The 25,135-nt window shown below is 55.0% G+C and carries 23 protein-coding genes; 20 read left to right on the forward strand and 3 right to left on the reverse strand.

All coding sequences use genetic code 11. The features are described from left to right. Window positions 1-412 precede the first annotated feature (412 nt). The 19 genes from mraZ to mutT all read left to right on the forward strand — a co-directional run bounded on the left by mraZ (window position 413) and on the right by mutT (window position 22,269). Window positions 413-871: a division/cell wall cluster transcriptional repressor MraZ gene (gene mraZ / locus ACN9MQ_RS03470; RefSeq protein ID WP_025205427.1), complete on the forward strand. Its 459-nt coding sequence runs from the start codon at window positions 413-415 to the stop codon at window positions 869-871. 2 nt (window positions 872-873) lie between these two features. Further along, window positions 874-1,815 (forward strand): 16S rRNA (cytosine(1402)-N(4))-methyltransferase RsmH, encoded by a 942-nt coding sequence (gene rsmH, locus ACN9MQ_RS03475; protein ID WP_426021228.1) that lies wholly within the window; start codon window positions 874-876, stop codon window positions 1,813-1,815. Continuing rightward, complete coding sequence (ftsL, locus tag ACN9MQ_RS03480) at window positions 1,812-2,177, forward strand: cell division protein FtsL (protein WP_008501989.1); 366 nt, start codon at window positions 1,812-1,814, stop codon at window positions 2,175-2,177. The genes rsmH and ftsL overlap by 4 nt, the downstream gene beginning before the upstream one ends. A gap of 15 nt (window positions 2,178-2,192) precedes the next feature. Continuing rightward, the gene (locus ACN9MQ_RS03485; protein WP_014168624.1) at window positions 2,193-3,959 is read left to right on the forward strand and encodes a peptidoglycan glycosyltransferase FtsI; all 1,767 of its coding nucleotides are present in this window, start codon (window positions 2,193-2,195) and stop codon (window positions 3,957-3,959) included. Continuing rightward, a complete protein-coding gene (murE, locus tag ACN9MQ_RS03490) occupies window positions 3,946-5,433 on the forward strand; it encodes a UDP-N-acetylmuramoyl-L-alanyl-D-glutamate--2,6-diaminopimelate ligase (protein ID WP_410377521.1) in 1,488 nt (495 codons plus the stop codon). Before ACN9MQ_RS03485 ends, murE begins: the two co-directional genes overlap by 14 nt. After that, window positions 5,430-6,788 (forward strand): UDP-N-acetylmuramoyl-tripeptide--D-alanyl-D-alanine ligase, encoded by a 1,359-nt coding sequence (gene murF / locus ACN9MQ_RS03495; RefSeq protein ID WP_410377520.1) that lies wholly within the window; start codon window positions 5,430-5,432, stop codon window positions 6,786-6,788. The genes murE and murF overlap by 4 nt, the downstream gene beginning before the upstream one ends. After that, the gene (gene mraY, locus ACN9MQ_RS03500; protein WP_008501985.1) at window positions 6,782-7,864 is read left to right on the forward strand and encodes a phospho-N-acetylmuramoyl-pentapeptide-transferase; all 1,083 of its coding nucleotides are present in this window, start codon (window positions 6,782-6,784) and stop codon (window positions 7,862-7,864) included. Before murF ends, mraY begins: the two co-directional genes overlap by 7 nt. Window positions 7,865-7,866: 2 nt before the next feature. Continuing rightward, a complete protein-coding gene (murD, locus tag ACN9MQ_RS03505; protein WP_020882576.1) occupies window positions 7,867-9,183 on the forward strand; it encodes a UDP-N-acetylmuramoyl-L-alanine--D-glutamate ligase in 1,317 nt (438 codons plus the stop codon). Beyond that, on the forward strand, window positions 9,183-10,427 hold the full coding sequence (gene ftsW / locus ACN9MQ_RS03510) for a cell division protein FtsW (protein WP_014168628.1): 1,245 nt from the start codon (window positions 9,183-9,185) through the stop codon (window positions 10,425-10,427). Before murD ends, ftsW begins: the two co-directional genes overlap by 1 nt. After that, window positions 10,424-11,488 (forward strand): undecaprenyldiphospho-muramoylpentapeptide beta-N-acetylglucosaminyltransferase, encoded by a 1,065-nt coding sequence (murG, locus tag ACN9MQ_RS03515; RefSeq protein ID WP_049023069.1) that lies wholly within the window; start codon window positions 10,424-10,426, stop codon window positions 11,486-11,488. The genes ftsW and murG overlap by 4 nt, the downstream gene beginning before the upstream one ends. Before the next feature lie 58 nt (window positions 11,489-11,546). Continuing rightward, entirely contained in the window at window positions 11,547-13,022 is a 1,476-nt protein-coding gene (gene murC / locus ACN9MQ_RS03520; protein ID WP_014168630.1) for a UDP-N-acetylmuramate--L-alanine ligase, read from the forward strand. Continuing rightward, a complete protein-coding gene (locus ACN9MQ_RS03525; RefSeq protein WP_020882578.1) occupies window positions 13,015-13,935 on the forward strand; it encodes a D-alanine--D-alanine ligase in 921 nt (306 codons plus the stop codon). The genes murC and ACN9MQ_RS03525 overlap by 8 nt, the downstream gene beginning before the upstream one ends. Before the next feature lies 1 nt (window position 13,936). Next, window positions 13,937-14,779, forward strand: a complete 843-nt coding sequence (gene ftsQ / locus ACN9MQ_RS03530; RefSeq protein WP_014168632.1) for a cell division protein FtsQ — start codon at window positions 13,937-13,939, stop codon at window positions 14,777-14,779. Beyond that, window positions 14,776-16,032, forward strand: coding sequence for a cell division protein FtsA (gene ftsA / locus ACN9MQ_RS03535; RefSeq protein ID WP_006173845.1), 1,257 nt, complete (start codon window positions 14,776-14,778; stop codon window positions 16,030-16,032). The genes ftsQ and ftsA overlap by 4 nt, the downstream gene beginning before the upstream one ends. Before the next feature lie 63 nt (window positions 16,033-16,095). Beyond that, the gene (ftsZ, locus tag ACN9MQ_RS03540) at window positions 16,096-17,247 is read left to right on the forward strand and encodes a cell division protein FtsZ (RefSeq protein ID WP_008501978.1); all 1,152 of its coding nucleotides are present in this window, start codon (window positions 16,096-16,098) and stop codon (window positions 17,245-17,247) included. A 101-nt stretch (window positions 17,248-17,348) separates the two neighbouring features. Continuing rightward, entirely contained in the window at window positions 17,349-18,266 is a 918-nt protein-coding gene (lpxC, locus tag ACN9MQ_RS03545; protein ID WP_014168633.1) for a UDP-3-O-acyl-N-acetylglucosamine deacetylase, read from the forward strand. A gap of 283 nt (window positions 18,267-18,549) precedes the next feature. Further along, the gene (gene secM / locus ACN9MQ_RS03550) at window positions 18,550-19,053 is read left to right on the forward strand and encodes a secA translation cis-regulator SecM (RefSeq protein WP_072126512.1); all 504 of its coding nucleotides are present in this window, start codon (window positions 18,550-18,552) and stop codon (window positions 19,051-19,053) included. A 60-nt stretch (window positions 19,054-19,113) separates the two neighbouring features. Beyond that, window positions 19,114-21,819, forward strand: coding sequence for a preprotein translocase subunit SecA (gene secA / locus ACN9MQ_RS03555; protein ID WP_014168636.1), 2,706 nt, complete (start codon window positions 19,114-19,116; stop codon window positions 21,817-21,819). Between the two features lie 57 nt (window positions 21,820-21,876). Continuing rightward, the gene (gene mutT / locus ACN9MQ_RS03560) at window positions 21,877-22,269 is read left to right on the forward strand and encodes an 8-oxo-dGTP diphosphatase MutT (protein WP_014168637.1); all 393 of its coding nucleotides are present in this window, start codon (window positions 21,877-21,879) and stop codon (window positions 22,267-22,269) included. Between the two features lies 1 nt (window position 22,270). Here mutT and yacG read toward each other — a convergent pair whose 3' ends face one another. Genes yacG through coaE form a run of 3 tightly spaced genes read right to left on the reverse strand, consistent with a single transcriptional unit; the run spans window position 22,271 to window position 23,838 of the window. Further along, window positions 22,271-22,465 (reverse strand): DNA gyrase inhibitor YacG, encoded by a 195-nt coding sequence (yacG, locus tag ACN9MQ_RS03565; RefSeq protein ID WP_020882580.1) that lies wholly within the window; start codon window positions 22,463-22,465, stop codon window positions 22,271-22,273. Window positions 22,466-22,474: 9 nt separating this feature from the next. Further along, on the reverse strand, window positions 22,475-23,218 hold the full coding sequence (gene zapD, locus ACN9MQ_RS03570; protein WP_014168639.1) for a cell division protein ZapD: 744 nt from the start codon (window positions 23,216-23,218) through the stop codon (window positions 22,475-22,477). Beyond that, window positions 23,218-23,838 (reverse strand): dephospho-CoA kinase, encoded by a 621-nt coding sequence (coaE, locus tag ACN9MQ_RS03575; protein ID WP_059305749.1) that lies wholly within the window; start codon window positions 23,836-23,838, stop codon window positions 23,218-23,220. The genes zapD and coaE overlap by 1 nt, the downstream gene beginning before the upstream one ends. Before the next feature lie 228 nt (window positions 23,839-24,066). Between coaE and ACN9MQ_RS03580 the strand changes: the two genes are divergently transcribed. Then, complete coding sequence (locus ACN9MQ_RS03580) at window positions 24,067-25,110, forward strand: GMP reductase (protein WP_032679625.1); 1,044 nt, start codon at window positions 24,067-24,069, stop codon at window positions 25,108-25,110. The last annotated feature ends 25 nt before the right edge of the window (window positions 25,111-25,135 follow it).

Raw genomic sequence — 25,135 nt, forward strand, 5'->3', positions numbered from 1 at the left:
ACAAACCCTCTTCCGGCGATGAATATTCAGACGTTTTTCCTTCTCCTGTGCCAGCTTGCACGGCAACCGCCGCGTTTCGCGAGCCCTGGGGTGAATCTGGCGCTGTTATCCCCTGAGAATCTGTCATAAAATGCTGCCCGCGTCGCAAACTGACACTTTATATTTATCTGCGATGATATTGAGTGAGCCTTAACGCTAGTGTGCATATTCGGTTTTTTTCTTACAAATATTCATAACGTTAATTTTGCCTCGCCAGTTGTGCAGTTATTAACCAGGACTGTTTATCTCTGTAAATAGAGGCCTTTCGGGCCTGTATAGGGAGAGTCCTGGCTTGACAAGCTTTTCCCTCGCTCCGTAAACTCCTTTAGGTGGGAATTTGTGGGTTAAAGTGGTGAGGAGGGGTGAGACTGGCATGTTCCGTGGAGCTACGTTAGTCAATCTCGACAGCAAAGGGCGTTTATCGGTACCAACCCGATACCGCGACCAGCTGATTGAGAACGCTACGGGTCAAATGGTTTGCACCATTGACATCAACTCCCCCTGCCTGCTGCTTTACCCCTTACCTGAATGGGAAATTATTGAGCAAAAGCTGTCGCGACTGTCGAGCATGAACCCGCAGGAACGCCGCGTGCAGCGGTTGTTATTGGGACATGCCAGTGAATGTCAGATGGATAGCGCAGGCCGGTTACTGATTGCCCCTGTGTTACGGCAACATGCCGGTCTGACCAAAGAAGTGATGCTGGTCGGGCAGTTCAACAAGTTTGAACTGTGGGATGAAACGACCTGGTATCAACAGGTCAAGGAAGATATCGACGCTGAGCAGTCTGATTCCGCGACATTATCGGAACGGCTGCAGGATTTGTCTCTATAAATATGATGGAAAATTACAAACATAAAACGGTGCTGCTGGATGAGGCCGTTAACGGCCTGAATATTCGTCCGGACGGCATCTACATTGATGGCACTTTTGGTCGCGGTGGCCACTCGCGCTTAATCCTCTCCCAGCTTGGAGCGGAAGGGCGTCTGCTGGCAATCGATCGCGATCCGCAGGCGATTGCCGTTGCGCAAACCATCGATGACCCACGCTTTTCCATCGTGCATGGACCTTTCTCTGCGCTCGCTGATTATGTTGCTGAGCGCGGCCTGACGGGCAAGATCGACGGAATCCTTCTCGATCTTGGCGTCTCTTCACCCCAGCTTGATGATGCTGAACGCGGCTTCTCCTTTATGCGCGATGGTCCACTGGACATGCGCATGGATCCTACTCGCGGTCAGTCTGCCGCCGAGTGGTTACAGACCGCGGACGAAGCGGATATTGCCTGGGTGATCAAAACCTTCGGCGAGGAGCGTTTTGGCAAGCGTATCGCGCGCGCCATCGTTGAGCGTAACCGCATCGAGCCGATGACCCGCACGAAAGAGCTGGCCGAGGTGATCGCGGCGGCGACGCCGGTGAAGGATAAGCACAAACATCCCGCGACCCGTACCTTCCAGGCGGTTCGCATCTGGGTAAACAGTGAACTGGAGGAAATAGAGCTGGCGCTAAAAAGCTCGCTCGACGTGCTGACCCCGGGTGGGCGGTTATCCATCATCAGCTTCCATTCGCTGGAAGACCGCATTGTGAAGCGCTTTATGCGTGAACAAAGCCGCGGTCCACAGGTTCCAGCGGGGCTGCCGATGACGGAAGAACAACTCAGGAAGCTGGGTGGTCGTCAGTTGCGAGCATTAGGCAAGTTGATGCCGGGCGAAGAAGAAGTGGCACAGAATCCACGCGCCCGTAGTTCAGTGCTGCGTGTTGCAGAGAGGACGAACGCATGATCGGCAGAGTGACAGAGACCCTAAGCAAAGTTAAGGATTCGTTAGGAAGCAACGAGCGCCATGCCTTGCCTGGCGTGATCGGCGACGATCTTTTGCGGTTTGGGAAACTGCCACTCTGTCTGTTCATTTGCATCATTGTCACGGCCGTCACGGTGGTCACGACTGCCCACCACACACGCTTATTAACTGCGCAACGCGAGCAGATGGTACTGGAACGCGATGCGCTGGATATTGAATGGCGAAACCTGATCCTTGAAGAAAATGCGCTCGGCGATCACAGCCGGGTTGAACGGATCGCAACGGAAAAGCTGCAATTGCAGCATGTTGATCCTTCTCAGGAAAATATTGTAGTACAAAAATAAGGGAAAACGCGACGCATGAGAGCAGCGGCAAAAACGCTTAAACCAAAACGTCAGGAAGAACAGGCCAACTTTATCAGTTGGCGTTTTGCGTTGCTTTGCGGCTGCATTTTACTGGCGCTGGGTTTCCTGCTGGGACGCGTGGCATGGTTGCAAATCATCGCCCCTGACATGCTGGTTCGACAGGGCGACATGCGTTCCCTTCGCGTTCAGGAAGTGTCGACGTCCCGCGGGATGATCACCGACCGCTCAGGCCGTCCACTGGCCGTGAGCGTACCGGTTAAAGCCATCTGGGCCGATCCGAAAGAGCTGCACGATGCGGGTGGCATTACGCTTGATAACCGCTGGAAGGCGCTCTCGGATGCCCTGAAAATGCCGCTGGATCAGCTCGCTTCCCGCGTCAACGCCAATCCAAAAGGGCGTTTTATCTATCTGGCGCGTCAGGTCAACCCTGACATGGCGGACTACATTCGTAAGCTGAAGCTGCCGGGTATTCACCTTCGTGAAGAATCCCGCCGCTACTATCCTTCCGGCGAAGTAACCGCTCACCTCATTGGCTTTACCAACGTTGATAGCCAGGGGATTGAGGGCGTTGAAAAAAGCTTCGATAAATGGCTCACCGGCCAGCCTGGCGAGCGAATTGTTCGTAAAGACCGCTACGGCCGCGTTATCGAAGATATCTCTTCCACGGACAGTCAGGCGGCACACAACCTGGCGCTGAGTATTGATGAGCGTCTGCAGGCATTGGTCTACCGCGAGCTGAACAACGCTGTCGCCTTCAACAAGGCGGAATCCGGCAGCGCCGTGCTGGTGGATGTTAGTACGGGCGAAGTGCTGGCGATGGCCAACAGCCCGTCCTATAACCCGAACAACTTTACCGGCACCGCAAAAGATGCGATGCGTAACCGGGCGATTACCGACGTGTTCGAACCGGGCTCCACGGTGAAACCGATGGTGGTCATGACGGCGCTCCAGCGTGGCATCGTCAATGAAAACACGGTTCTGAACACGATCCCTTACCGTATTAACGGCCACGAGATTAAAGACGTGGCGCGCTACAGCGAATTGACCCTGACCGGGGTTTTACAGAAGTCGAGTAACGTTGGCGTTTCAAAGCTGGCGTTAGCGATGCCGTCCTCAGCGTTAGTAGAGACTTACTCACGTTTTGGGCTTGGAAAGGCGACCAATTTGGGGTTGGTCGGAGAACGCAGTGGCTTATATCCTCAAAAACAACGGTGGTCTGACATAGAGAGGGCCACCTTCTCTTTCGGCTACGGGCTAATGGTAACGCCGTTACAGTTAGCGCGAGTCTACGCAACGATTGGCAGCTATGGCGTCTATCGTCCGCTGTCCATTACCAAAGTTGATCCACCGGTTCCGGGTGAGCGTATCTTCCCGGAATCCATCGTTCGTACCGTCGTTCATATGATGGAAAGCGTGGCGCTGCCTGGCGGCGGCGGCGTGAAGGCGGCGATCAAAGGCTATCGCATCGCCATCAAAACCGGTACCGCGAAAAAAGTGGGGCCAGACGGCCGTTACATCAACAAATACATTGCCTATACCGCAGGCGTTGCGCCTGCCAGTAATCCGCGTTTTGCGCTGGTGGTCGTCATTAACGATCCACAGGCGGGTAAATACTACGGCGGCGCCGTTTCCGCGCCTGTGTTCGGGGCCATCATGGGCGGCGTGTTGCGCACCATGAACATCGAACCGGATGCGCTGGCAACGGGCGAGAAAAGTGAATTTGTAATTAATCAAGGCGAGGGTACAGGTGGCAGATCGTAATTTGCGCGACCTTCTCGCTCCGTGGGTGCCTAATGCACCGGAGCGAGCACTGCGAGAGATGGTACTGGACAGCCGTGCGGCTGCTTCTGGCGATCTTTTTGTGGCGGTGGTCGGTCATCAGGCGGACGGGCGTCGTTATATCCCGCAGGCGATTGCGCAAGGTGTTGCTGCCATTATTGCTGAGGCTAAAGATGAGGCAACCGACGGTGAAATCCGTGAAATGCACGGGGTGCCGGTCATCTATCTCAGCCAGTTAAACGAGCGTCTTTCTGCGCTGGCCGGACGTTTCTATCACGAACCGTCCGATCGGCTGCGTCTGGTGGGCGTGACAGGTACAAACGGCAAAACCACGACCACGCAGCTCATGGCGCAGTGGGCGCAGCTGCTGGGTGAAACCGGTGCGGTCATGGGAACTGTCGGTAACGGTCTGTTGGGCAAAGTGAGCCCGACCGAAAACACCACCGGCTCCGCAGTCGACATACAGCACGTGCTGGCCGGCCTGGCAGGGCAGGGGGCAACCTTTGCCGCGATGGAAGTCTCTTCCCACGGTCTGGTGCAGCACCGCGTGGCGGCGCTGAAGTTTGCCGCCTCAGTATTCACTAACCTGAGTCGAGATCACCTTGATTATCATGGTGATATGGAGCATTACGAAGCAGCGAAATGGCTGCTCTACTCCACCCACCATAGCGGACAGGCCATCATCAACGCTGACGACGAAGTCGGTCGCCGCTGGCTGGCGAAGCTGCCGGATGCGGTTGCGGTGTCGATGGAAGACCATATCAACCCGAACTGCCACGGCCGCTGGCTGAAGGCGGTTGCGGTGGATTATCACGACAGTGGTGCCACCATTCGTTTTACCTCCTCATGGGGTGACGGTGAAATTGAAAGCCGCCTGATGGGCGCGTTTAACGTCAGCAACCTGCTGCTGGCGCTGGCGACGCTGCTGGCGCTGGGTTATCCGATGAACGCGCTGCTGGAAACGGCTGAGCGTCTGCAGCCGGTATGTGGCCGTATGGAAGTGTTCAGCGCGCCGGGCAAACCGACCGTGGTGGTCGATTATGCCCACACGCCGGACGCACTGGAAAAAGCACTGGAAGCGGCGCGTCTGCACTGCACCGGTAAGCTCTGGTGTGTGTTTGGCTGCGGTGGCGACCGTGATAAGGGCAAACGTCCACTGATGGGTGCCATTGCTGAACAGTTCGCGGATATTCCGGTTGTGACCGATGACAACCCGCGTACTGAAGAGCCGCGCGCCATTATTAACGACATTCTGTCGGGCATGCTGGATGCAGGCCGCGCCCGCGTGGTGGAAGGCCGTGCGGAAGCCGTGACCAACGCCATCATGCAGGCTCAGGAAAACGACGTTGTGCTGCTGGCCGGGAAAGGCCATGAGGATTATCAGATTGTTGGCAACCGTCGTCTCGATTATTCGGACCGCGTCACGGCCGCGCGTCTGCTGGGAGTCGTGGCATGATTAGCATCACCTTAAGTCAGGCCGCTGCGGTACTGCAGGGCGAGCTGCTGGGTCACGATCTGACCATCGAGGCCGTGACGACCGATACCCGCAAAGTGACCCCGGGTTGTCTGTTTGTGGCGCTGAAGGGCGAACGTTTTGACGCGCATGATTTTGCACAACAGGCCAGGGAGAATGGTGCAGGGGCGCTGCTGGTCAGCCGTAAACTCGCTGTCGATCTGCCGCAGATCGTGGTGAAAGATACCCGTCTGGCATTCGGCGAGCTGGCGGCCTGGGTTCGTCAGCAGGTACCGACGCGCGTCGTCGCGCTGACCGGTTCATCAGGCAAAACCTCTGTGAAAGAGATGACTGCGGCCATCCTGAGCCAGTGCGGAAATACGCTTTATACGGCAGGCAACCTTAACAATGATATCGGCGTGCCGATGACATTACTTCGCCTGACCAAAGAGCATGAATTTGCCGTGATCGAGTTAGGGGCAAACCACCAGGGCGAAATCGCCTGGACCGTTAGCCTGACGCGCCCGGAAGCAGCGCTGGTGAATAACCTGGCCGCTGCACATCTGGAAGGTTTTGGTTCGCTGGAAGGCGTGGCGAAAGCTAAAGGCGAGATCTATACCGGCCTGCCGGAAGACGGTATCGCCATTATGAATGCCGACAACAATGACTGGCTGAACTGGCAACAGATCATTGGTTCCCGCAAGACCTGGCGCTTCTCGCCGAATGCGGCCAACAGTGATTTTACCGCGACCAATATTCATGTGACTTCGCATGGCACGGAATTCACCCTTAATACCCCAACCGGTGGCATTGAGGTGCTTCTGCCATTGCCGGGTCGTCATAATATCGCCAATGCGCTCGCGGCAGCGGCGCTGTCGATGGCGGTTGGTGCGTCGCATCAGGCGATTAAAACCGGTCTGGCAAATTTAAAAGCCGTGCCGGGGCGTCTGTTCCCGATCCAGCTTGCGGAAAACAAACTGCTTCTGGATGACTCCTATAACGCGAACGTCGGCTCAATGACCGCGGCGGTGCAGGTGTTGTCTGAGATGCCAGGTTATCGCGTGCTGGTGGTGGGCGATATGGCTGAGCTGGGTGATGAAAGCGAAGCCTGTCATGTCCAGGTGGGGGAAGCGGCGAAAGCGGCAGGTATTGATTGCGTGCTGAGCGCTGGAAAACTGAGCCAGGCGATTAGCCATGCCAGCGGTGTTGGCGAGCACTTTGCCGATAAAGCCGCGCTGATTGAACGCCTTAAGGCATTGATGACAGAAAAACAAATTGTGACTGTGTTAGTGAAAGGTTCACGTAGTGCCGCCATGGAAGAGGTTGTGCACGCATTACAGGAGAACGGGACATGTTAGTTTGGCTGGCCGAACATTTGGTCAAATATTATTCAGGCTTTAACGTCTTTTCCTATCTGACGTTTCGCGCCATTGTCAGCCTGCTGACTGCGCTGTTCATCTCTTTGTGGATGGGCCCGCGCATGATTGCCCGTCTGCAAAAACTCTCCTTCGGTCAGGTTGTGCGTAACGACGGTCCGGAGTCGCACTTCAGCAAGCGAGGTACGCCGACCATGGGCGGGATCATGATCCTGACCGCGATCGTTGTTTCCGTACTGCTGTGGGCTTATCCCTCTAACCCGTACGTCTGGTGCGTACTTACCGTGCTGGTGGGCTACGGCATCATTGGGTTTGTTGATGATTACCGCAAGGTCGTGCGTAAAGACACCAAGGGCCTGATCGCCCGCTGGAAATACTTCTGGATGTCGGTGATTGCGCTGGGCGTGGCCTTCGCGCTGTATCTGGCAGGAAAAGACACCCCCGCCACCGAGCTGGTGGTGCCGTTCTTTAAAGATGTGATGCCGCAACTGGGGCTGTTCTACATTCTGCTGGCCTACTTCGTCATCGTGGGCACCGGTAACGCCGTAAACCTGACCGACGGTCTGGATGGCCTGGCGATTATGCCAACCGTCTTCGTCGCCGCCGGTTTTGCGCTGGTGGCGTGGGCCACCGGTAATATGAACTTTGCTAACTATCTGCACATTCCATACCTGCGACACGCAGGCGAACTGGTTATCGTCTGTACGGCGATTGTCGGGGCGGGACTGGGCTTCCTGTGGTTCAACACCTACCCGGCGCAGGTCTTTATGGGTGACGTCGGTTCACTGGCTCTGGGCGGCGCGCTGGGCATTATTGCCGTACTGCTGCGCCAGGAGTTCCTGCTGGTGATTATGGGTGGGGTATTTGTGGTTGAAACCCTTTCAGTGATTTTGCAGGTCGGGTCCTTCAAGCTGCGCGGTCAGCGCATCTTCCGTATGGCACCGATTCACCATCACTATGAACTGAAAGGCTGGCCGGAACCGCGCGTGATTGTGCGCTTCTGGATTATTTCGCTGATGCTGGTGCTGATTGGCCTGGCAACGCTGAAGGTACGTTAATCATGGCAGATTACCAGGGCAAAAAAGTCGTTATCATCGGGTTGGGGCTGACAGGCCTCTCCTGCGTGGACTTTTTCCTCGCGCGCGGCGTGACGCCTCGCGTAATGGATACGCGTGTTTCTCCGCCGGGTCTGGATAAACTGCCGGAACAGGTTGAACGCCACCTTGGTGGTCTGAATGATGACTGGCTGCTGGCAGCCGATCTGATTGTCGCCAGCCCCGGTATGGCGCTGGCACATCCTTCACTCAGCGCCGCGGCCGATGCGGGCGTTGAGATTGTCGGTGATATTGAGTTGTTCTGCCGTGAAGCGCAGGCACCCGTTATCGCGATTACCGGCTCTAACGGTAAAAGCACCGTCACCACCCTTGTGGGTGAGATGGCGAAAGCGGCGGGCATGAACGTGGGCGTGGGAGGCAATATTGGCCTGCCAGCGCTAATGCTGCTGGATAAAGGCTGTGAATTGTACGTCCTCGAGCTTTCCAGCTTCCAGCTGGAAACGACCTCCAGCCTTCGTGCGGCCGCGGCGACGATCCTTAACGTTACTGAAGATCATATGGATCGCTATCCGTTTGGTCTACAGCAGTACCGCGCCGCCAAACTGCGCATTTATGAAAATGCGAAGGTCTGCGTCGTCAACGCGGATGACGCCCTGACCATGCCGGTGCGCGGGGCGGACGATCGCTGTATTAGCTTTGGCATTACCATGGGTGACTATCATCTTAACCGTCAACTGGGCGAAACCTGGCTGCGCGTGAAGGGTGAGAAAGTGCTGAACGTGAAAGAGATGAAGCTTACCGGCCAGCATAACTACACCAATGCTCTGGCGGCGCTGGCGCTGGCGGATGCCGTAGGGCTGCCGCGTTCGTCCAGCCTGCAAGCATTGACCACCTTTAACGGCCTGGCGCACCGTTTCCAGCTGGCGCTGGAGCACAACGGTGTGCGCTGGATTAATGACTCAAAAGCCACCAACGTCGGCAGTACCGAGGCCGCCCTGAACGGCCTGCACGTTGAAGGGACCCTGCATTTACTGCTGGGCGGCGACGGTAAATCGGCGGATTTCTCCACGCTGAAACCGTATCTCGCCGGGAATAATATCCGCTTGTACTGCTTTGGTCGCGACGGCAGTGAGCTGGCTGAGCTGCGTCCTGACATTGCCGAGCAAACCGAGACCATGGAGCAGGCGATGCGGCTGATTGCCCCTCGCGTGAAGCCCGGTGATATGGTCCTGCTCTCTCCGGCCTGCGCCAGCCTCGATCAATTCAAAAATTTCGAACAGCGTGGCGATCTCTTTACCCGTCTGGCGAAGGAGTTAGGCTGATGCGTTTATCTCTCCCTCGCCTGAAAATGCCGCGCCTGCCAGGATTTGGCGTTCTGGCGTGGGTGTTTGCGGCACTCAAAGGCTGGGTGATGGGCTCTCGTCAAAAAGATAACGACAGCCTGGTCATGTACGACCGTACGCTCTTCTGGCTCACGCTGGGACTGGCGGCGGTTGGTTTTATCATGGTGACCTCGGCGTCAATGCCTGTCGGGCAGCGACTGGCGAACGATCCGTTCCTGTTTGCGAAACGTGATGGCCTGTACATCATCCTGGCGTTCTGTCTGGCGCTGGTGACATTACGTCTGCCGATGGAGTTCTGGCAGCGGCACAGTACCGCGATGCTGATCGCCTCCATCATTATGCTGCTGATCGTACTGGTGGTGGGGAGCTCCGTAAACGGGGCATCGCGCTGGATTGCCTTTGGCCCACTGCGTATTCAGCCCGCGGAATTTACCAAGCTCTCCCTGTTCTGCTACCTGGCTAACTACCTGGTACGTAAAGTGGATGAAGTGCGTAATAACCTGCGCGGCTTCTTAAAACCCATGGGCGTTATTCTGGTGCTGGCGGTCTTACTGCTGGCGCAGCCTGACCTTGGTACCGTGGTCGTGCTGTTTGTCACCACGCTGGCAATGCTGTTCCTGGCCGGGGCGAAGCTTTGGCAGTTCATCGCCATCATCGGAATGGGTATCTCAGCGGTTGTGCTGCTGATCCTCGCCGAGCCTTACCGTATCCGCCGTGTGACCTCATTCTGGAACCCGTGGGAAGACCCGTTTGGCAGCGGTTATCAGCTGACGCAGTCGCTGATGGCTTTTGGTCGCGGTGAAGTCTGGGGTCAGGGGCTGGGCAACTCGGTACAGAAACTGGAGTATTTACCCGAAGCGCACACTGACTTCATCTTCTCCATTATTGGGGAAGAACTGGGTTATATCGGTGTGGTATTAGCGCTATTAATGGTATTCTTCGTCGCTTTCCGCGCCATGTCGATTGGGCGGAAAGCGCTGGAGATCGATCACCGCTTTTCAGGTTTCTTAGCCTGCTCAATAGGTATCTGGTTTAGTTTCCAGGCATTGGTTAACGTCGGGGCCGCAGCGGGTATGCTGCCGACCAAAGGCCTGACGTTGCCGTTGATCAGTTATGGTGGTTCCAGTCTGCTGATTATGTCGACGGCCATCATGATGTTGTTACGCATAGATTATGAAACGCGTCTGGAAAAAGCCCAGGCGTTTACACGAGGTTCACGATGAATCAACCGAAGCGGTTAATGGTGATGGCAGGCGGTACCGGTGGACATGTGTTCCCGGGGCTCGCAGTTGCGCACCATTTAATGGATCAGGGCTGGCAGGTACGCTGGCTGGGAACCGCGGACCGCATGGAAGCCGACCTGGTACCGAAGCACGGTATCGAGATCGACTTTATTCGCATTTCCGGCTTACGCGGAAAAGGCATTAAGGCCCAGCTTCTGGCTCCGGTGCGTATTTTCAACGCCTGGCGTCAGGCGCGCGCCATCATGAAGCGTTTTAAGCCTGATGTGGTGCTGGGGATGGGCGGCTATGTTTCTGGCCCGGGTGGGCTGGCGGCCTGGTCATTGGGCATCCCCGTGGTGCTGCATGAGCAGAACGGCATTGCCGGTCTGACCAATAAATGGCTGGCGAAAATTGCCACCAAAGTGATGCAGGCTTTCCCAGGAGCCTTCCCGAAGGCGGACGTGGTGGGTAACCCGGTGCGCGTAGACGTGCTGGCGCTGCCATTACCGGATGCGCGCCTGGCGGGTCGTGAAGGGCCGGTCCGTGTGCTGGTCGTTGGCGGTTCTCAGGGCGCACGCATTTTAAACCAGACGATGCCGCAGGTTGCAGCAAAGCTGGGGGATGCGGTGACAATCTGGCACCAAAGCGGAAAAGGTGCTCAGCAGATGGTTGAGCAGGCTTACGCCGATGAAGGCCAGCCGCAGCATAAAGTGACGGAATTTATCGACGACATGGCCGCAGCGTATGCCTGGGCCGATGTCGTGGTCTGCCGCTCTGGCGCATTGACGGTGAGCGAAATTGCCGCCGCCGGGTTGCCGGCTCTGTTTGTGCCGTTCCAGCACAAAGACAGACAGCAGTACTGGAATGCGCTGCCGCTTGAGAAAGCCGGCGCCGCGAAAATATTTGAACAGCCACAATTTACCGCCGATGCGGTCGCCACCACCCTGGCGGGCTGGAACAGAGAGGCATTACTGGAGATGGCGCAACGCGCACGCGCGACCGCTATTCCTGATGCAACGGAACGGGTGGCAAAAGAAGTGAGCCTGGCAGCCCAGGCTTAACCCTCGCAGCGCGTGTTGCGCTGCACGAATTTTTTAAGTAGTCGATGGCGTTTAGAGAATGAATACACAACAACTGGCAAAACTGCGTTCTATCGTGCCCGAGATGCGTCGCGTCCGGCACATTCACTTTGTTGGCATCGGTGGTGCTGGCATGGGCGGTATTGCCGAAGTGTTAGCTAACGAAGGCTATCAGATCAGCGGGTCTGACCTGGCGCCAAACCCTGTTACGCAGCAGCTGGCGTCGCTTGGGGCGACTATCTATTTCAATCATCGCCCGGAAAACGTGCGCGATGCGAGTGTGGTGGTCGTGTCGAGCGCCATCTCCTCTGATAACCCGGAAATCGTGGCCGCGCACGAAGCGCGTATTCCGGTGATCCGCCGTGCGGAAATGCTGGCGGAGTTGATGCGTTTTCGACATGGCATTGCGATTGCCGGAACCCACGGCAAAACCACCACCACGGCGATGGTCTCCAGCATTTATGCAGAAGCGGGCCTCGACCCGACGTTCGTCAATGGTGGTCTGGTAAAAGCGGCAGGCGTGCATGCGCGTCTCGGACACAGCCGTTATTTAATTGCCGAAGCGGATGAGAGCGATGCGTCGTTCCTGCATCTGCAGCCGATGGTCGCCATCGTCACCAATATCGAAGCCGACCATATGGATACTTACCAGGGCGACTTCGAGAACTTAAAGCAGACCTTTATTAATTTCCTGCACAACCTGCCGTTCTATGGACGCGCGGTAATGTGTGTAGACGATCCGGTGATTCGCGAGCTGTTGCCGCGTGTCGGACGTCAAATCACGACTTACGGCTTCAGCGAAGACGCTGATGTCCGCGTGGAAGATTACAAACAGCTGGGTGCGCAGGGGCATTTCACCCTGGCGCGTCAGGACAAAGAACTGCTGCATGTCACCCTGAATGCACCAGGGCGTCACAACGCCCTGAATGCCGCAGCGGCAGTGGCCGTGGCGACAGAAGAAGGCATTGATGACGAAGCCATTCTTCGTGCACTGGAAAGCTTCCAGGGAACCGGGCGTCGCTTCGACTTCCTCGGTGAATATCCGCTGGAGGCGGTGAACGGTAAACCCGGTACTGCCATGCTGGTTGATGACTACGGTCACCATCCGACGGAAGTGGACGCGACGATCAAAGCCGCGCGTGCAGGCTGGCCAGAAAAAAATCTGGTCATGATCTTCCAGCCGCACCGTTTCACGCGTACCCGTGATCTGTATGACGATTTCGCCAGCGTCCTGTCACAGGTGGATACGCTCCTGATGCTGGATGTTTATGCAGCGGGCGAAACTCCTATTCCTGGTGCAGACAGCCGTTCTTTATGTCGTACCATCCGCGGACGCGGTAAAGTAGACCCTATTTTGGTTTCCGATCCTGCCCAGGTGGCTGAAATTCTGGCCCCGGTGCTGACCGGCAACGATCTAATTCTGATTCAGGGCGCGGGAAATATCGGCAAAATCGCCCGTACCTTAGCTGAAATCAAACTGAAGCCGCAAACTCAGGAGGATGAGCATCATGGCTGATAAGATTGCTGTCCTGTCTGGCGGCACATCCGCCGAGCGCGAAGTTTCCCTGAATTCAGGTGCCGCGGTACTGGCGGGCCTGCGTGAAGGTGGTGTGGATGCGCACCTGGTCGATCCGAAAGAGACTGACGTAACCCAGTTAAAGGCGATGGGCTTCGATAAAGTCTTTATCGCGTTACATGGCCGTGGTGGCGAAGACGGCACTCTTCAGGGGCTGCTGGAACTCACCGGCATGCCGTACACCGGCAGCGGTGTGATGGCCTCCGCCATTTCTATGGATAAACTGCGCAGCAAACTGCTGTGGCAGGGCGCGGGTTTACCCGTTGCCCCCTGGGTTGCCCTGACGCGTCGCGAATTTGAAATGGGCCTCTCCGATAGCGTTAATGCACGCATTGCTGAGCTGGGCTTACCGGTTATTGTAAAGCCCAGCCGCGAAGGGTCGAGCGTTGGCATGTCCAAAGTTGAGAAAGCTGAGGATTTATCTTCCGCTTTAGCCCTGGCATTTCAACATGATGAAGAAGTTCTGATTGAAAAATGGCTCAGCGGGCCGGAATTTACCGTCGCGATGCTTGGCGAAGAAATTTTACCGTCAATTCGTATCCAACCGGCCGGAACCTTCTATGATTATGAGGCGAAGTATCTCTCTGATGAGACGCAATATTTCTGCCCAAGTGGTCTTGAAGCTGAGCGTGAAACCGATTTACAGTCCCTGGTGGTTAAAGCCTGGCATGTTCTGGGTTGCCGTGGATGGGGCCGCATCGACGTGATGCTCGACAGTGATGGACAATTTTATCTGCTGGAAGCAAATACTTCTCCGGGAATGACCAGCCACAGCCTTGTGCCGATGGCAGCGCGTCAGGCGGGGATGAGCTTCTCGCAATTAGTCGTACGTATTCTGGACCAGGCGGGCTGATATGTCTCAGGCTGCATTGAACACGCGCAACCGCGATGACGAAGAAGAATACTCTTCTTCACGCCGGAGTAATGGAACGCGTCTTGCAGGTATTATTTTCCTGCTCGGGGTGCTGTGCACCGTGTTTATCAGCGGCTGGATGGTTTTGGGCTGGATGGAAGATGCGCAACGGTTGCCGCTTTCGAAGCTGGTGGTCACCGGTGAGCGTCATTACACCCGTAACGATGACATTCGCCAGACAATTCTGGCGCTGGGATCGCCTGGCACCTTTATGACGCAGGACGTCAATATTATCCAGAGTCAGATTGAACGTCTGCCATGGATAAAACAGGCGAGTGTCAGAAAGCAATGGCCTGATGAATTGAAGATTCATCTGGTTGAATATGTGCCCATTGCGCGTTGGAATGATCAGCACATGGTTGACGTAGACGGAAATTCCTTCAGCGTTCCGGCCGATCGTGTCAACAAGCAAAATTTACCGATGTTGTATGGCCCGGAAGGTAGCGAAAACGAAGTGTTACAAGGTTTTCGTGAAATGGGGCAGGTGCTGGCGAAGGACAGGTTTACGCTAAAAGATGCTGCAATGACGGCGCGCCGCTCCTGGCAACTGACGTTAACGAATGGCATTAAGCTCAACCTGGGTCGCGGGGACACAATGAAACGTCTGGCGCGATTTGTAGAACTTTACCCGGTTTTACAGCAGCAGGCACAGACTGACGGCAAACGGATAAGCTACGTTGATTTGCGCTATGACTCAGGCGCAGCAGTCGGTTGGGAACCGGCTCCGGTCGAGGAACCTAATCAGCAACAGAATCAGGCACAGGTACAGGCAGAACAACAATGATCAAGGCGACGGACAGAAAACTGGTAGTTGGACTGGAGATTGGCACCGCGAAGGTTGCCGCTTTAGTAGGGGAAGTTCTGCCCGACGGTATGGTCAATATCATTGGCGTGGGCAGTTGCCCGTCCCGTGGTATGGATAAAGGTGGGGTTAACGATCTTGAGTCGGTGGTGAAGTGCGTACAGCGCGCCATCGATCAGGCTGAATTGATGGCAGATTGCCAGATTTCCTCTGTTTATCTGGCGCTTTCGGGTAAGCACATTAGCTGCCAGAACGAAATCGGCATGGTGCCGATTTCCGAAGAAGAAGTGACGCAGGAAGACGTTGAAAACGTTGTGCATACGGCGAAATCCGTGCGCGTTCGCGATGAGCATCGCGTGCTGCACGTGATCCCGCAGGAGTATGCGATTGACTACCAGGAAGGGATCAAAAACCCGGTCGGTCTTTCCGGCGTACGTATGCAGGCAAAAGTGCACTTGATCACATGTCACAACGATATGGCGAAGAACATTGTAAAAGCCGTTGAACGTTGTGGCCTGAAAGTTGACCAACTCATTTTCGCCGGTCTTGCAGCGAGCTATTCCGTGCTGACCGAAGATGAACGTGAACTGGGTGTCTGTGTGGTCGATATTGGTGGTGGTACAATGGACATGGCCGTGTATACCGGCGGTGCGCTGCGCCACACCAAAGTGATCCCCTATGCCGGGAACGTTGTGACCAGCGATATTGCTTACGCTTTTGGTACGCCACCGAGTGATGCAGAAGCGATTAAAGTACGCCACGGCTGTGCGCTGGGGTCTATCGTTGGCAAAGATGAGAGCGTTGAAGTGCCGAGCGTGGGCGGACGTCCACCGCGCAGCCTGCAGCGCCAGACGTTGGCGGAGGTCATTGAGCCGCGTTATACCGAGCTGCTTAACCTGGTCAACGAAGAGATTTTGCAGTTACAGGAACAGCTTCGCCAGCAGGGCGTGAAACATCATCTTGCAGCGGGGATTGTATTAACCGGCGGGGCAGCGCAAATTGAAGGTCTTGCGGCCTGCGCTCAGCGCGTGTTCCATACGCAAGTGCGTATTGGTGCTCCGCTGAATATCACCGGTTTAACGGATTATGCTCAGGAGCCGTACTATTCAACGGCCGTGGGCCTGCTCCACTACGGGAAAGAATCTCATCTCAGTGGTGAAGCAGAAGTGGAAAAACGCGTCTCAGTTGGGTCGTGGGTCAAACGACTGAACAACTGGTTGCGAAAAGAGTTTTAATTTTTTTAAGAGACCGGAGAGAATTAGCGGTCTCGGGCGACAGGCACAACGGAGAGAGAAATTATGTTTGAACCTATGGAACTGACCAACGACGCGGTGATTAAAGTCATCGGCGTCGGTGGCGGCGGCGGTAACGCCGTAGAGCATATGGTGCGTGAACGCATTGAAGGTGTTGAGTTCTTTGCAGTTAACACCGATGCACAGGCACTGCGTAAGACGGCTGTAGGCCAGACTATCCAGATCGGCGGTGGCATCACCAAAGGGCTGGGCGCTGGGGCTAACCCGGAAGTCGGTCGTAATGCGGCTGAAGAAGATCGTGAGGCCCTGCGCGCTGCACTGGAAGGTGCGGACATGGTCTTTATCGCAGCGGGTATGGGTGGCGGTACGGGTACCGGCGCAGCACCTGTTGTGGCTGAAGTAGCGAAAGATTTAGGTATCCTGACCGTTGCTGTCGTGACCAAGCCTTTCAACTTTGAAGGCAAGAAGCGTATGGCTTTCGCGGAGCAGGGTATCACTGAACTGTCCAAGCACGTGGACTCGTTGATTACCATCCCGAACGACAAACTGTTGAAAGTTCTGGGTCGCGGTATCTCTCTGCTGGACGCTTTTGGCGCAGCCAACGACGTGCTGAAAGGCGCGGTGCAGGGTATCGCTGAACTGATTACCCGTCCTGGTCTGATGAACGTTGACTTTGCAGACGTTCGTACCGTGATGTCCGAAATGGGCTACGCGATGATGGGCTCTGGCGTGGCAAGCGGTGAAGACCGTGCAGAAGAAGCGGCTGAAATGGCTATCTCTTCTCCACTGCTGGAAGATATCGACCTGTCTGGTGCGCGCGGCGTGCTGGTCAACATTACCGCTGGCTTCGACCTGCGTCTGGATGAGTTTGAAACCGTGGGTAACACTATCCGTGCGTTCGCCTCTGACAACGCTACCGTGGTAATCGGTACTTCCCTTGACCCGGAAATGAACGACGAGCTGCGTGTTACTGTTGTTGCTACCGGTATCGGTATGGACAAGCGTCCTGAGATCACCCTGGTGACCAACAAACAGACTCAGCAGCCGGTTATGGATCGTTACCAGCAGCACGGTATGTCTCCTCTGACTCAGGAGCAGAAACCGGCCGCGAAAGTGGTTAACGACCCCACTCCGCAAACGGCGAAAGAGCCAGATTATCTGGATATCCCGGCGTTCCTGCGCAAGCAAGCTGACTAAGAATTGGCTGGAATTTGGGGATTTTCGCTCTTTGTGCTAAACTGGCCCACCGTCAGTGATATACACTTTCGGTTGGATAGTTAATTTGGCGAGATTATACGATGATCAAACAAAGGACACTTAAACGTATCGTTCAGGCGACTGGTGTCGGTTTACATACCGGCAAGAAAGTCACACTGACGTTACGCCCTGCGCCGGCCAATACCGGGGTCATCTATCGTCGCACCGACTTGAATCCACCGGTAGACTTTCCGGCCGATGCCAAATCTGTGCGTGATACTATGCTCTGTACTTGTCTGGTGAACGAGCATGACGTGCGGATTTCTACCGTAGAGCACCTGAACGCCGCCCTGGCGGGTCTGGGTATCGACAACATTATGGTTGAAGTCGATGCGCCAGAAATCCCGATCATGGATGGTAGTGCTGCTCCGTTCGTCTATCTGTTGCTGGATGCCGGCATCGAAGAACTGAACTGCGCGAAAAAATTTGTTCGTATCAAAGAGACCGTTCGCGTCGAAGATGGCGACAAATGGGCTGAATTCAAACCGTACAATGGTTTCTCGTTGGACTTTACCATCGATTTTAACCATCCGGCGATTGATGCCAGCACCCAACGCTATGCGATGAACTTCTCTGCTGATGCGTTTATGCGCCAGATCAGCCGTGCCCGTACGTTTGGCTTCATGCGTGATATCGAATATCTGCAGTCCCGCGGTCTGTGCCTGGGCGGCAGCTTCGATTGTGCCATCGTTGTTGACGATTATCGCGTACTGAACGAAGACGGTTTGCGTTTTGAAGATGAATTCGTTCGTCACAAAATGCTGGATGCTATCGGCGACCTGTTTATGTGTGGTCACAACATCATTGGTGCATTTACCGCGTTTAAATCCGGTCATGCACTGAACAACAAACTGTTGCAGGCAGTCCTGGCAAAACAGGAAGCCTGGGAATATGTGACCTTTGAAGACGAAGCTGAGCTGCCGCTGGCCTTCAAAGCACCAAACACGGTACTGGCGTAACGGTTAAAGCCGTTTCGTAAAAAATCGACTGGTTAACCTGGTACTCTCTCCGACCAGGGAGACCAGTCGTTTTTATTTTTACCCCTCTTCATTTATTTGCCCCAGCGTCACTTCTCGTTTGCCCGGTGCAGAAAATCTGTGCGTTAGCTGCATTCTTGACCGTTTTTCCCCGCAGCAATACGTCATTCCTGCTGCTGTGTATTGGCTTTAGTGGTAATATCTGGGCGCTTAAAAGAATAATTGAATTCAGCCTGTTGAAGGCTGGCTTAATGTGGTGGAGCAAGTGAGCGGAATACTGACGCGCTGGCGACAATTTGGCAGACGTTACTTCTGGCCGCATCTCTTATTAGGGATGGTCGCGGCGAGTTTCGGCTTGCCTGCGCTCAGCAACAGTGCGGAAGCGGCGACGCCGACGAAGACCTCCACAACCAAACACGATCTCAACACGCGGGTTAATTTTACTAACCTGGCGTGGCTTGAAGCCAATCGCCGCCCGAATTTCTCGGTGGATTACTGGCACCAGCATGCGATCCGTACCGTTATTCGCCATCTGTCATTTGCGATGGCTCCGCAGGCACTGCCTGTTGCTGAAGAGACGCTGCCGGTACAGGCGCAGCATCTTGCTCTGCTGGACACGCTTAACGCGCTGCTTACGCAGGACAGTCAACCACCCGTCATGGTGCGTCAGACCACGCAAATCGCGCACGTTCCTCCTGCGACCTTCTCCGTTTCGACATGGATTAGCCAGGCCCACGGCATCCGCGCCGGGCCTCAACGCCTCAGCTAAATTAACCTTTTTTCAATACCTTAATTTATCTGCCCAACCTGGGGCGTTTGAGAATTTATTATGCTAATCAAATTGTTAACAAAAGTTTTTGGTAGTCGTAACGATCGTACCCTGCGCCGTATGCGCAAAGCTGTTACCGTCATCAATGGCATGGAGCCGGCGATGGAGAAGCTCTCTGATGACGAGCTGAAAGCGAAAACCGTAGAATTCCGCGCGCGTCTTGAAAAAGGCGAAACGCTGGAAAGCCTGATTCCTGAAGCCTTCGCCGTTGTGCGTGAGGCCAGTAAACGTGTGTTTGGCATGCGTCACTTCGACGTTCAGCTGCTGGGTGGTATGGTGCTTAACGAGCGCTGCATCGCGGAAATGCGTACCGGTGAAGGTAAAACCCTGACCGCAACGCTGCCCGCCTACCTGAACGCACTGACCGGTAAAGGCGTTCACGTCGTTACCGTCAACGACTATCTGGCACAGCGTGATGCCGAAAACAACCGTCCCCTGTTCGAATTCCTGGGCATGACCGTTGGCATCAACATGTCCGGTCTGCCGGCACCCGCCAAACGTGAAGCCTATAACGCGGATATCACCTACGGTACCAACAACGAATACGGCTTCGACTACCTGCGTGACAACATGGCGTTTAGCCCTGAAGAGCGCGTGCAGCGTAAATTGCACTATGCGCTGGTGGATGAGGTGGACTCCATCCTGATCGATGAAGCGCGTACCCCGCTGATCATCTCCGGCCCGGCCGAAGACAGCTCCGAGATGTACCGTAAAGTCGATAAAATCATTCCGCACCTGCTGCGTCAGGAGAAAGAAGATTCCGACACCTTCCAGGGTGAAGGTCACTTCTCTGTCGATGAAAAAGCGCGCCAGGTGAACCTGACCGAACGCGGTCTGGTGAAAATTGAAGAGCTGCTGGTGGCTGAAGGCATCATGGAAGAGGGCGAGTCTCTGTACTCTCCGACGAACATTATGCTGATGCACCACGTCACTGCCGCGCTGCGTGCCCACGCGCTGTTCACCCGCGATGTCGACTACATCGTGAAAGACGGTGAAGTTATCATCGTTGATGAGCACACCGGCCGTACCATGCAGGGACGTCGCTGGTCTGACGGTCTGCACCAGGCCGTTGAGGCCAAAGAAGGCGTTGATATTCAAAATGAAAACCAGACGCTGGCCTCTATTACCTTCCAGAACTACTTCCGTTTGTACGAGAAGCTGGCGGGGATGACCGGTACTGCAGATACCGAAGCATTTGAATTCAGCTCCATCTACAAACTGGATACCGTGGTCGTTCCAACCAACCGTCCAATGATCCGTAAGGATATGCCGGACCTGGTGTACATGACCGAAGCGGAAAAAATTCAGGCGATCATTGAAGATATTCGCGATCGTACCGCTAATGGCCAGCCGGTGCTGGTGGGGACAATCTCCATCGAGAAATCCGAAGTGGTTTCCAATGAGTTGACCAAAGCGGGCATCAAACACAACGTTCTGAACGCCAAATTCCACGCCAAAGAGGCGGATATCGTTGCGCAGGCGGGTTACCCGGCAGCGGTAACAATCGCCACCAACATGGCGGGTCGTGGTACCGACATTATGCTGGGTGGTAGCTGGCAGGCAGAGATTGCCGAGCTGGAAAACCCAACGCCGGAGCAGATTGCTCAGATTAAAGCGGACTGGCAGGTACGCCATGACGCGGTGCTGGCATCCGGTGGTTTGCATATCATTGGTACCGAACGTCACGAATCTCGTCGTATCGATAACCAGCTGCGCGGCCGTGCGGGTCGTCAGGGCGATGCCGGTTCTTCCCGCTTCTACCTGTCTATGGAAGATGCGCTGATGCGTATTTTCGCCTCCGACCGTGTTTCTGGCATGATGCGTAAACTGGGTATGAAACCTGGCGAAGCCATTGAACACCCGTGGGTCACCAAAGCGATTGCTAACGCCCAGCGTAAAGTGGAAAGCCGCAACTTCGATATTCGTAAGCAGCTGCTGGAATATGATGATGTGGCCAACGACCAGCGTCGTGCCATCTATACCCAGCGTAACGAACTGCTGGACGTGTCCGACGTGAGCGACACCATCAACAGCATTCGCGAAGACGTATTCAAAGCGACTATCGACGCGCATATTCCACCGCAGTCTCTGGAAGAAATGTGGGATATCGAAGGTCTGCAGGAACGCCTGAAAAACGACTTCGACCTCGAACTGCCAATCAAAGAGTGGCTGGACAAAGAGCCTGAGCTGCACGAAGAGACCCTGCGTGAACGTATTTTCGAAACCGCGCTGGACGTATACAAGCGTAAGGAAGAAGTCGTTGGCGCTGAGATGATGCGTCACTTCGAAAAAGGCGTGATGCTGCAAACGCTGGACTCCCTGTGGAAAGAGCACCTGGCGGCGATGGACTACCTGCGTCAGGGTATCCACCTGCGTGGTTACGCGCAGAAAGATCCGAAGCAGGAGTACAAGCGTGAATCCTTCGCCATGTTTGCGTCCATGCTGGAGTCACTGAAGTATGAAGTGATCAGCACCCTGAGCAAAGTTCAGGTACGCATGCCAGAAGAAGTGGAAGCAATGGAGCAACAGCGCCGTGAAGAAGCTGAGCGTCTGGCACAGATGCAACAGCTGAGCCACCAGACTGACGAGAGCGAAGCTGCGGCAGCGATCGCGGCCCAGACTGGCGATCGTAAAGTTGGCCGCAACGATCCGTGCCCGTGTGGTTCCGGTAAAAAATACAAGGCGTGCCACGGTCGTCTGAGCTAAATTCATAACAAAACAAAAAGGCGCAGAAATCTGCGCCTTTTTTATGGAAGTGACAATATGAAAATACTGCAAATTGCCGTCGGGATTATTCGCAACCCGCAAAACCAGTTCTTTATCACCCAGCGCGCCGCCGACGCCCATATGGCGAACAAATGGGAGTTTCCGGGCGGGAAAATCGAGTCAGGCGAAACGCCGGAACAGGCGCTGATCCGTGAGCTTCAGGAAGAAGTGGGGATCACCCCGCTTGGCGCAACGCTGTTTGACAAGCTCGAATACCAGTTTCCCGACCGTCACATTACGCTTTGGTTCTGGCTGGTGGAAAACTGGGAGGGGGATCCCTGGGGCAAAGAGGGGCAACCGGGTAACTGGGTTGAACTGCAGGCAAGCGATGCCGACAAATTCCCGCCGGCAAATGAACCTGTGATTACCCGGTTAGTGCAGGGCGTTTAATTTACTGCTGTTCTTCACTCCAGTCATCGCTGTCCGAAAGAGTGCCTTCACTCGGAATGCGTTTCTCTTCCGCCGCCCATTCGCCCAGGTCAATTAACTGACAGCGTTTACAGCAGAATGGGCGGTATGGGCTCACTTCGCCCCAGACAACACTTTTGCCACAGGTTGGGCAGTTTACGATGGTTACGTCAGACATTGGCACTCCTTAACAACAGGCCAGTTCAAAATCGAGGCGTTCCGGCACGGTGCCATTTTCACTGTCCAGCGGCATAAAGCGAATCGCAAAACGGCTCTTATGCCCGGAGATTTGCGGGTAAAGCTGCACGTCGAGCGAAAGATTCAGTCGCAGCAGATCGGCATCGTCCCCGTTATCCTGGTAAAAACCGTTCAGGCTGGTCTGCTTGCGGAACGGCGCAGAGTTACGGATAAGATCGAGGATCAGCGATAACGTCCGGTGCATCGGCTCCAGGCTTTCCAGCCAGATATTCACCTGCGCATCACGCTGCGTTTGCGGCATGTGCAGCCACATATGAAGCGTCGGCAGGTCAAAGCTGCAGCATCCACCGGGAATACTCAGGCGCTGGCGTACCAGGGCAATCAAGCGATCTTCACGCAAAAATTGGCCAACGCGAGGGGCAGCCATTAACGTGCTGCTACTGCTTTTTAACTGCTGACGCAGGGAATCGATACGGCTTTGATCAACACCCGGGACTTCCGCCCATGCCTGCAGTTTACGCTGCTGACGCTCAAGTTCTTTCAGTAATTCGGTGCGAACATCTCCACGCTCAATCACATCCAGCAGGTCGCCCACATTGCGGAAGAAGTGCAACGCAGTGGCGTGATCGTTGACAGGCAGATGTTGCGAGAGTTGTTGAATAAGAAATTCGATACGCAGCCAGGTACGCATTTTTTCGTTAAGCGGATGCTCAAAAAGGATGTGAGTCGACATTATGGTTTTTCCTGTGCAACGGCCTGCGCGGCGAAGGTCAAATACTGCGCGTGCAGACGGGCAACATCCGATGCAATGGCATCTGGTGCGCCGTTATTATCAATAACATCATCCGCAACGGCCAGGCGCTGATCGCGCGTGGCCTGAGCGGCAAGAATTTGTTCGGCATGTACGCGCGAGACGCGATCGCGCGTCATGGTTCGCTGGATTTGCGTTTCGGGAAGGACATCAATGACCAGAACCCGATCGGCTTTCTTCTGCAGCTGATTTTCTACCAGCAACGGAACTACCCACAGCACATACGGTGAGCGGGCGGCGGCAATCTGACGCTGGGTTTCCTGGTGGATAATGGGGTGGAGCAGGGCATTAAGCCAGACCTTTTCCGCAGAATCGGAAAAAATGCATTCGCGAAGCTGCCGGCGATTTAGCGTGCCGTCCGCATTGATGATGGCCGGGCCAAAATGTTCTTCAATGGCCTTTAACGCGGGTGTATTCGGTTCTACCACCTGACGGGCAATGATATCGGCATCGATAATCGCGATACCCAGGCGAGCGAAAGCGTCCGCAACGGTACTTTTGCCACTACCGATGCCGCCGGTTAATGCGACGGTATACCCCATTAAATCAAATCCTGGGAATTATTCATTATTAAAATCAGTTGGTTGAAATTCAAACGTGTGCCAGCCAATGTTTAGCTCTCTTTACCGGCTTTTTACCAGGTAAATTTATAGGATTGTAGCGTAAAAAAAGAGAATTTCGCAGTCTTGCGGAGCAGGTATTAGTGCGTATGATAACGTCACTGGAGTTGTGCTTTTAACATATTTGCCTCTAACCCCAGGAATCCGCACATGCGTATCGAAGAAGATCTGAAGTTAGGTTTCAAAGACGTTCTTATCCGCCCTAAACGCTCTACACTGAAAAGTCGCTCAGACGTTGAACTCGAACGTCAATTCACCTTTAAACATTCCGGTCAGACCTGGTCTGGCGTGCCGATCATCGCTGCCAATATGGATACCGTGGGAACCTTCGAGATGGCAACCGCGCTGGCACAGTTCGACATCCTCACGGCAGTTCACAAACACTACAGCCCTGAAGAGTGGAACGCCTTTGTGGCATCCGCTTCTGCTGAGGTCGTGAAGCATGTGATGGTCTCTACCGGAACCTCAGATACCGATTTCGAAAAGACCAAACAAATCCTCAAGAGTAACCCCGCGCTGAACTTCGTCTGTATTGATGTAGCGAATGGTTATTCCGAACACTTCGTGCAGTTCGTGAGCAAGGCGCGTGAAGCCTGGCCGAACAAAACCATCATTGCGGGTAACGTAGTGACCGGCGAGATGTGTGAGGAGCTGATCCTCTCTGGCGCAGATATCGTCAAAGTGGGCATTGGCCCGGGTTCCGTGTGCACCACGCGTGTGAAAACCGGTGTCGGTTATCCGCAGCTTTCTGCGGTTATTGAATGTGCCGATGCTGCGCACGGCCTGGGCGGCCAGATCATCAGTGACGGCGGTTGTACTACCCCGGGCGATGTCGCGAAAGCTTTCGGCGGCGGCGCAGACTTCGTGATGCTTGGCGGTATGCTGGCAGGTCATGAAGAGAGTGGCGGTACCGTGGTGGAAGAGAACGGCGAGAAATTTATGCTGTTCTACGGTATGAGCTCTGAATCGGCGATGACCCGTCACGTGGGTGGCGTTGCAAAATACCGTGCGGCAGAAGGCAAAACCGTGAAGCTGCCGCTGCGCGGCCCGGTTGAGAATACCGCACGTGACATTCTTGGTGGCCTGCGTTCGGCCTGCACCTATGTGGGGGCATCCCGCCTGAAAGAGTTGACGAAACGCACGACCTTTATCCGCGTTCAGGAACAGGAAAACCGCGTTTTCAATAGCCTGTAATCGCGTAAGCTGGCGCGCATCCGTG

The organism is Enterobacter sp. R-25 (genome assembly GCF_049913205.1).
Taxonomy (GTDB): domain Bacteria; phylum Pseudomonadota; class Gammaproteobacteria; order Enterobacterales; family Enterobacteriaceae; genus Enterobacter; species Enterobacter ludwigii.

Bases quoted from the DNA above. Each gene is read 5' to 3' on its own strand.
- mraZ (WP_025205427.1), top strand. From the start codon at position 413: ATGTTCCGTGGAGCTACGTTAGTCAATCTCGACAGCAAAGGGCGTTTA.
- rsmH (WP_426021228.1), top strand. From the start codon at position 874: ATGATGGAAAATTACAAACATAAAACGGTGCTGCTGGATGAGGCCGTT.
- ftsL (WP_008501989.1), top strand. From the start codon at position 1,812: ATGATCGGCAGAGTGACAGAGACCCTAAGCAAAGTTAAGGATTCGTTA.
- ACN9MQ_RS03485 (WP_014168624.1), top strand. From the start codon at position 2,193: ATGAGAGCAGCGGCAAAAACGCTTAAACCAAAACGTCAGGAAGAACAG.
- murF (WP_410377520.1), top strand. From the start codon at position 5,430: ATGATTAGCATCACCTTAAGTCAGGCCGCTGCGGTACTGCAGGGCGAG.
- mraY (WP_008501985.1), top strand. From the start codon at position 6,782: ATGTTAGTTTGGCTGGCCGAACATTTGGTCAAATATTATTCAGGCTTT.
- murD (WP_020882576.1), top strand. From the start codon at position 7,867: ATGGCAGATTACCAGGGCAAAAAAGTCGTTATCATCGGGTTGGGGCTG.
- ftsW (WP_014168628.1), top strand. From the start codon at position 9,183: ATGCGTTTATCTCTCCCTCGCCTGAAAATGCCGCGCCTGCCAGGATTT.
- murG (WP_049023069.1), top strand. From the start codon at position 10,424: ATGAATCAACCGAAGCGGTTAATGGTGATGGCAGGCGGTACCGGTGGA.
- murC (WP_014168630.1), top strand. From the start codon at position 11,547: ATGAATACACAACAACTGGCAAAACTGCGTTCTATCGTGCCCGAGATG.
- ACN9MQ_RS03525 (WP_020882578.1), top strand. From the start codon at position 13,015: ATGGCTGATAAGATTGCTGTCCTGTCTGGCGGCACATCCGCCGAGCGC.
- ftsQ (WP_014168632.1), top strand. From the start codon at position 13,937: ATGTCTCAGGCTGCATTGAACACGCGCAACCGCGATGACGAAGAAGAA.
- ftsA (WP_006173845.1), top strand. From the start codon at position 14,776: ATGATCAAGGCGACGGACAGAAAACTGGTAGTTGGACTGGAGATTGGC.
- ftsZ (WP_008501978.1), top strand. From the start codon at position 16,096: ATGTTTGAACCTATGGAACTGACCAACGACGCGGTGATTAAAGTCATC.
- lpxC (WP_014168633.1), top strand. From the start codon at position 17,349: ATGATCAAACAAAGGACACTTAAACGTATCGTTCAGGCGACTGGTGTC.
- secA (WP_014168636.1), top strand. From the start codon at position 19,114: ATGCTAATCAAATTGTTAACAAAAGTTTTTGGTAGTCGTAACGATCGT.
- mutT (WP_014168637.1), top strand. From the start codon at position 21,877: ATGAAAATACTGCAAATTGCCGTCGGGATTATTCGCAACCCGCAAAAC.
- yacG (WP_020882580.1), bottom strand. From the start codon at position 22,465: ATGTCTGACGTAACCATCGTAAACTGCCCAACCTGTGGCAAAAGTGTT.
- zapD (WP_014168639.1), bottom strand. From the start codon at position 23,218: ATGTCGACTCACATCCTTTTTGAGCATCCGCTTAACGAAAAAATGCGT.
- coaE (WP_059305749.1), bottom strand. From the start codon at position 23,838: ATGGGGTATACCGTCGCATTAACCGGCGGCATCGGTAGTGGCAAAAGT.
- ACN9MQ_RS03580 (WP_032679625.1), top strand. From the start codon at position 24,067: ATGCGTATCGAAGAAGATCTGAAGTTAGGTTTCAAAGACGTTCTTATC.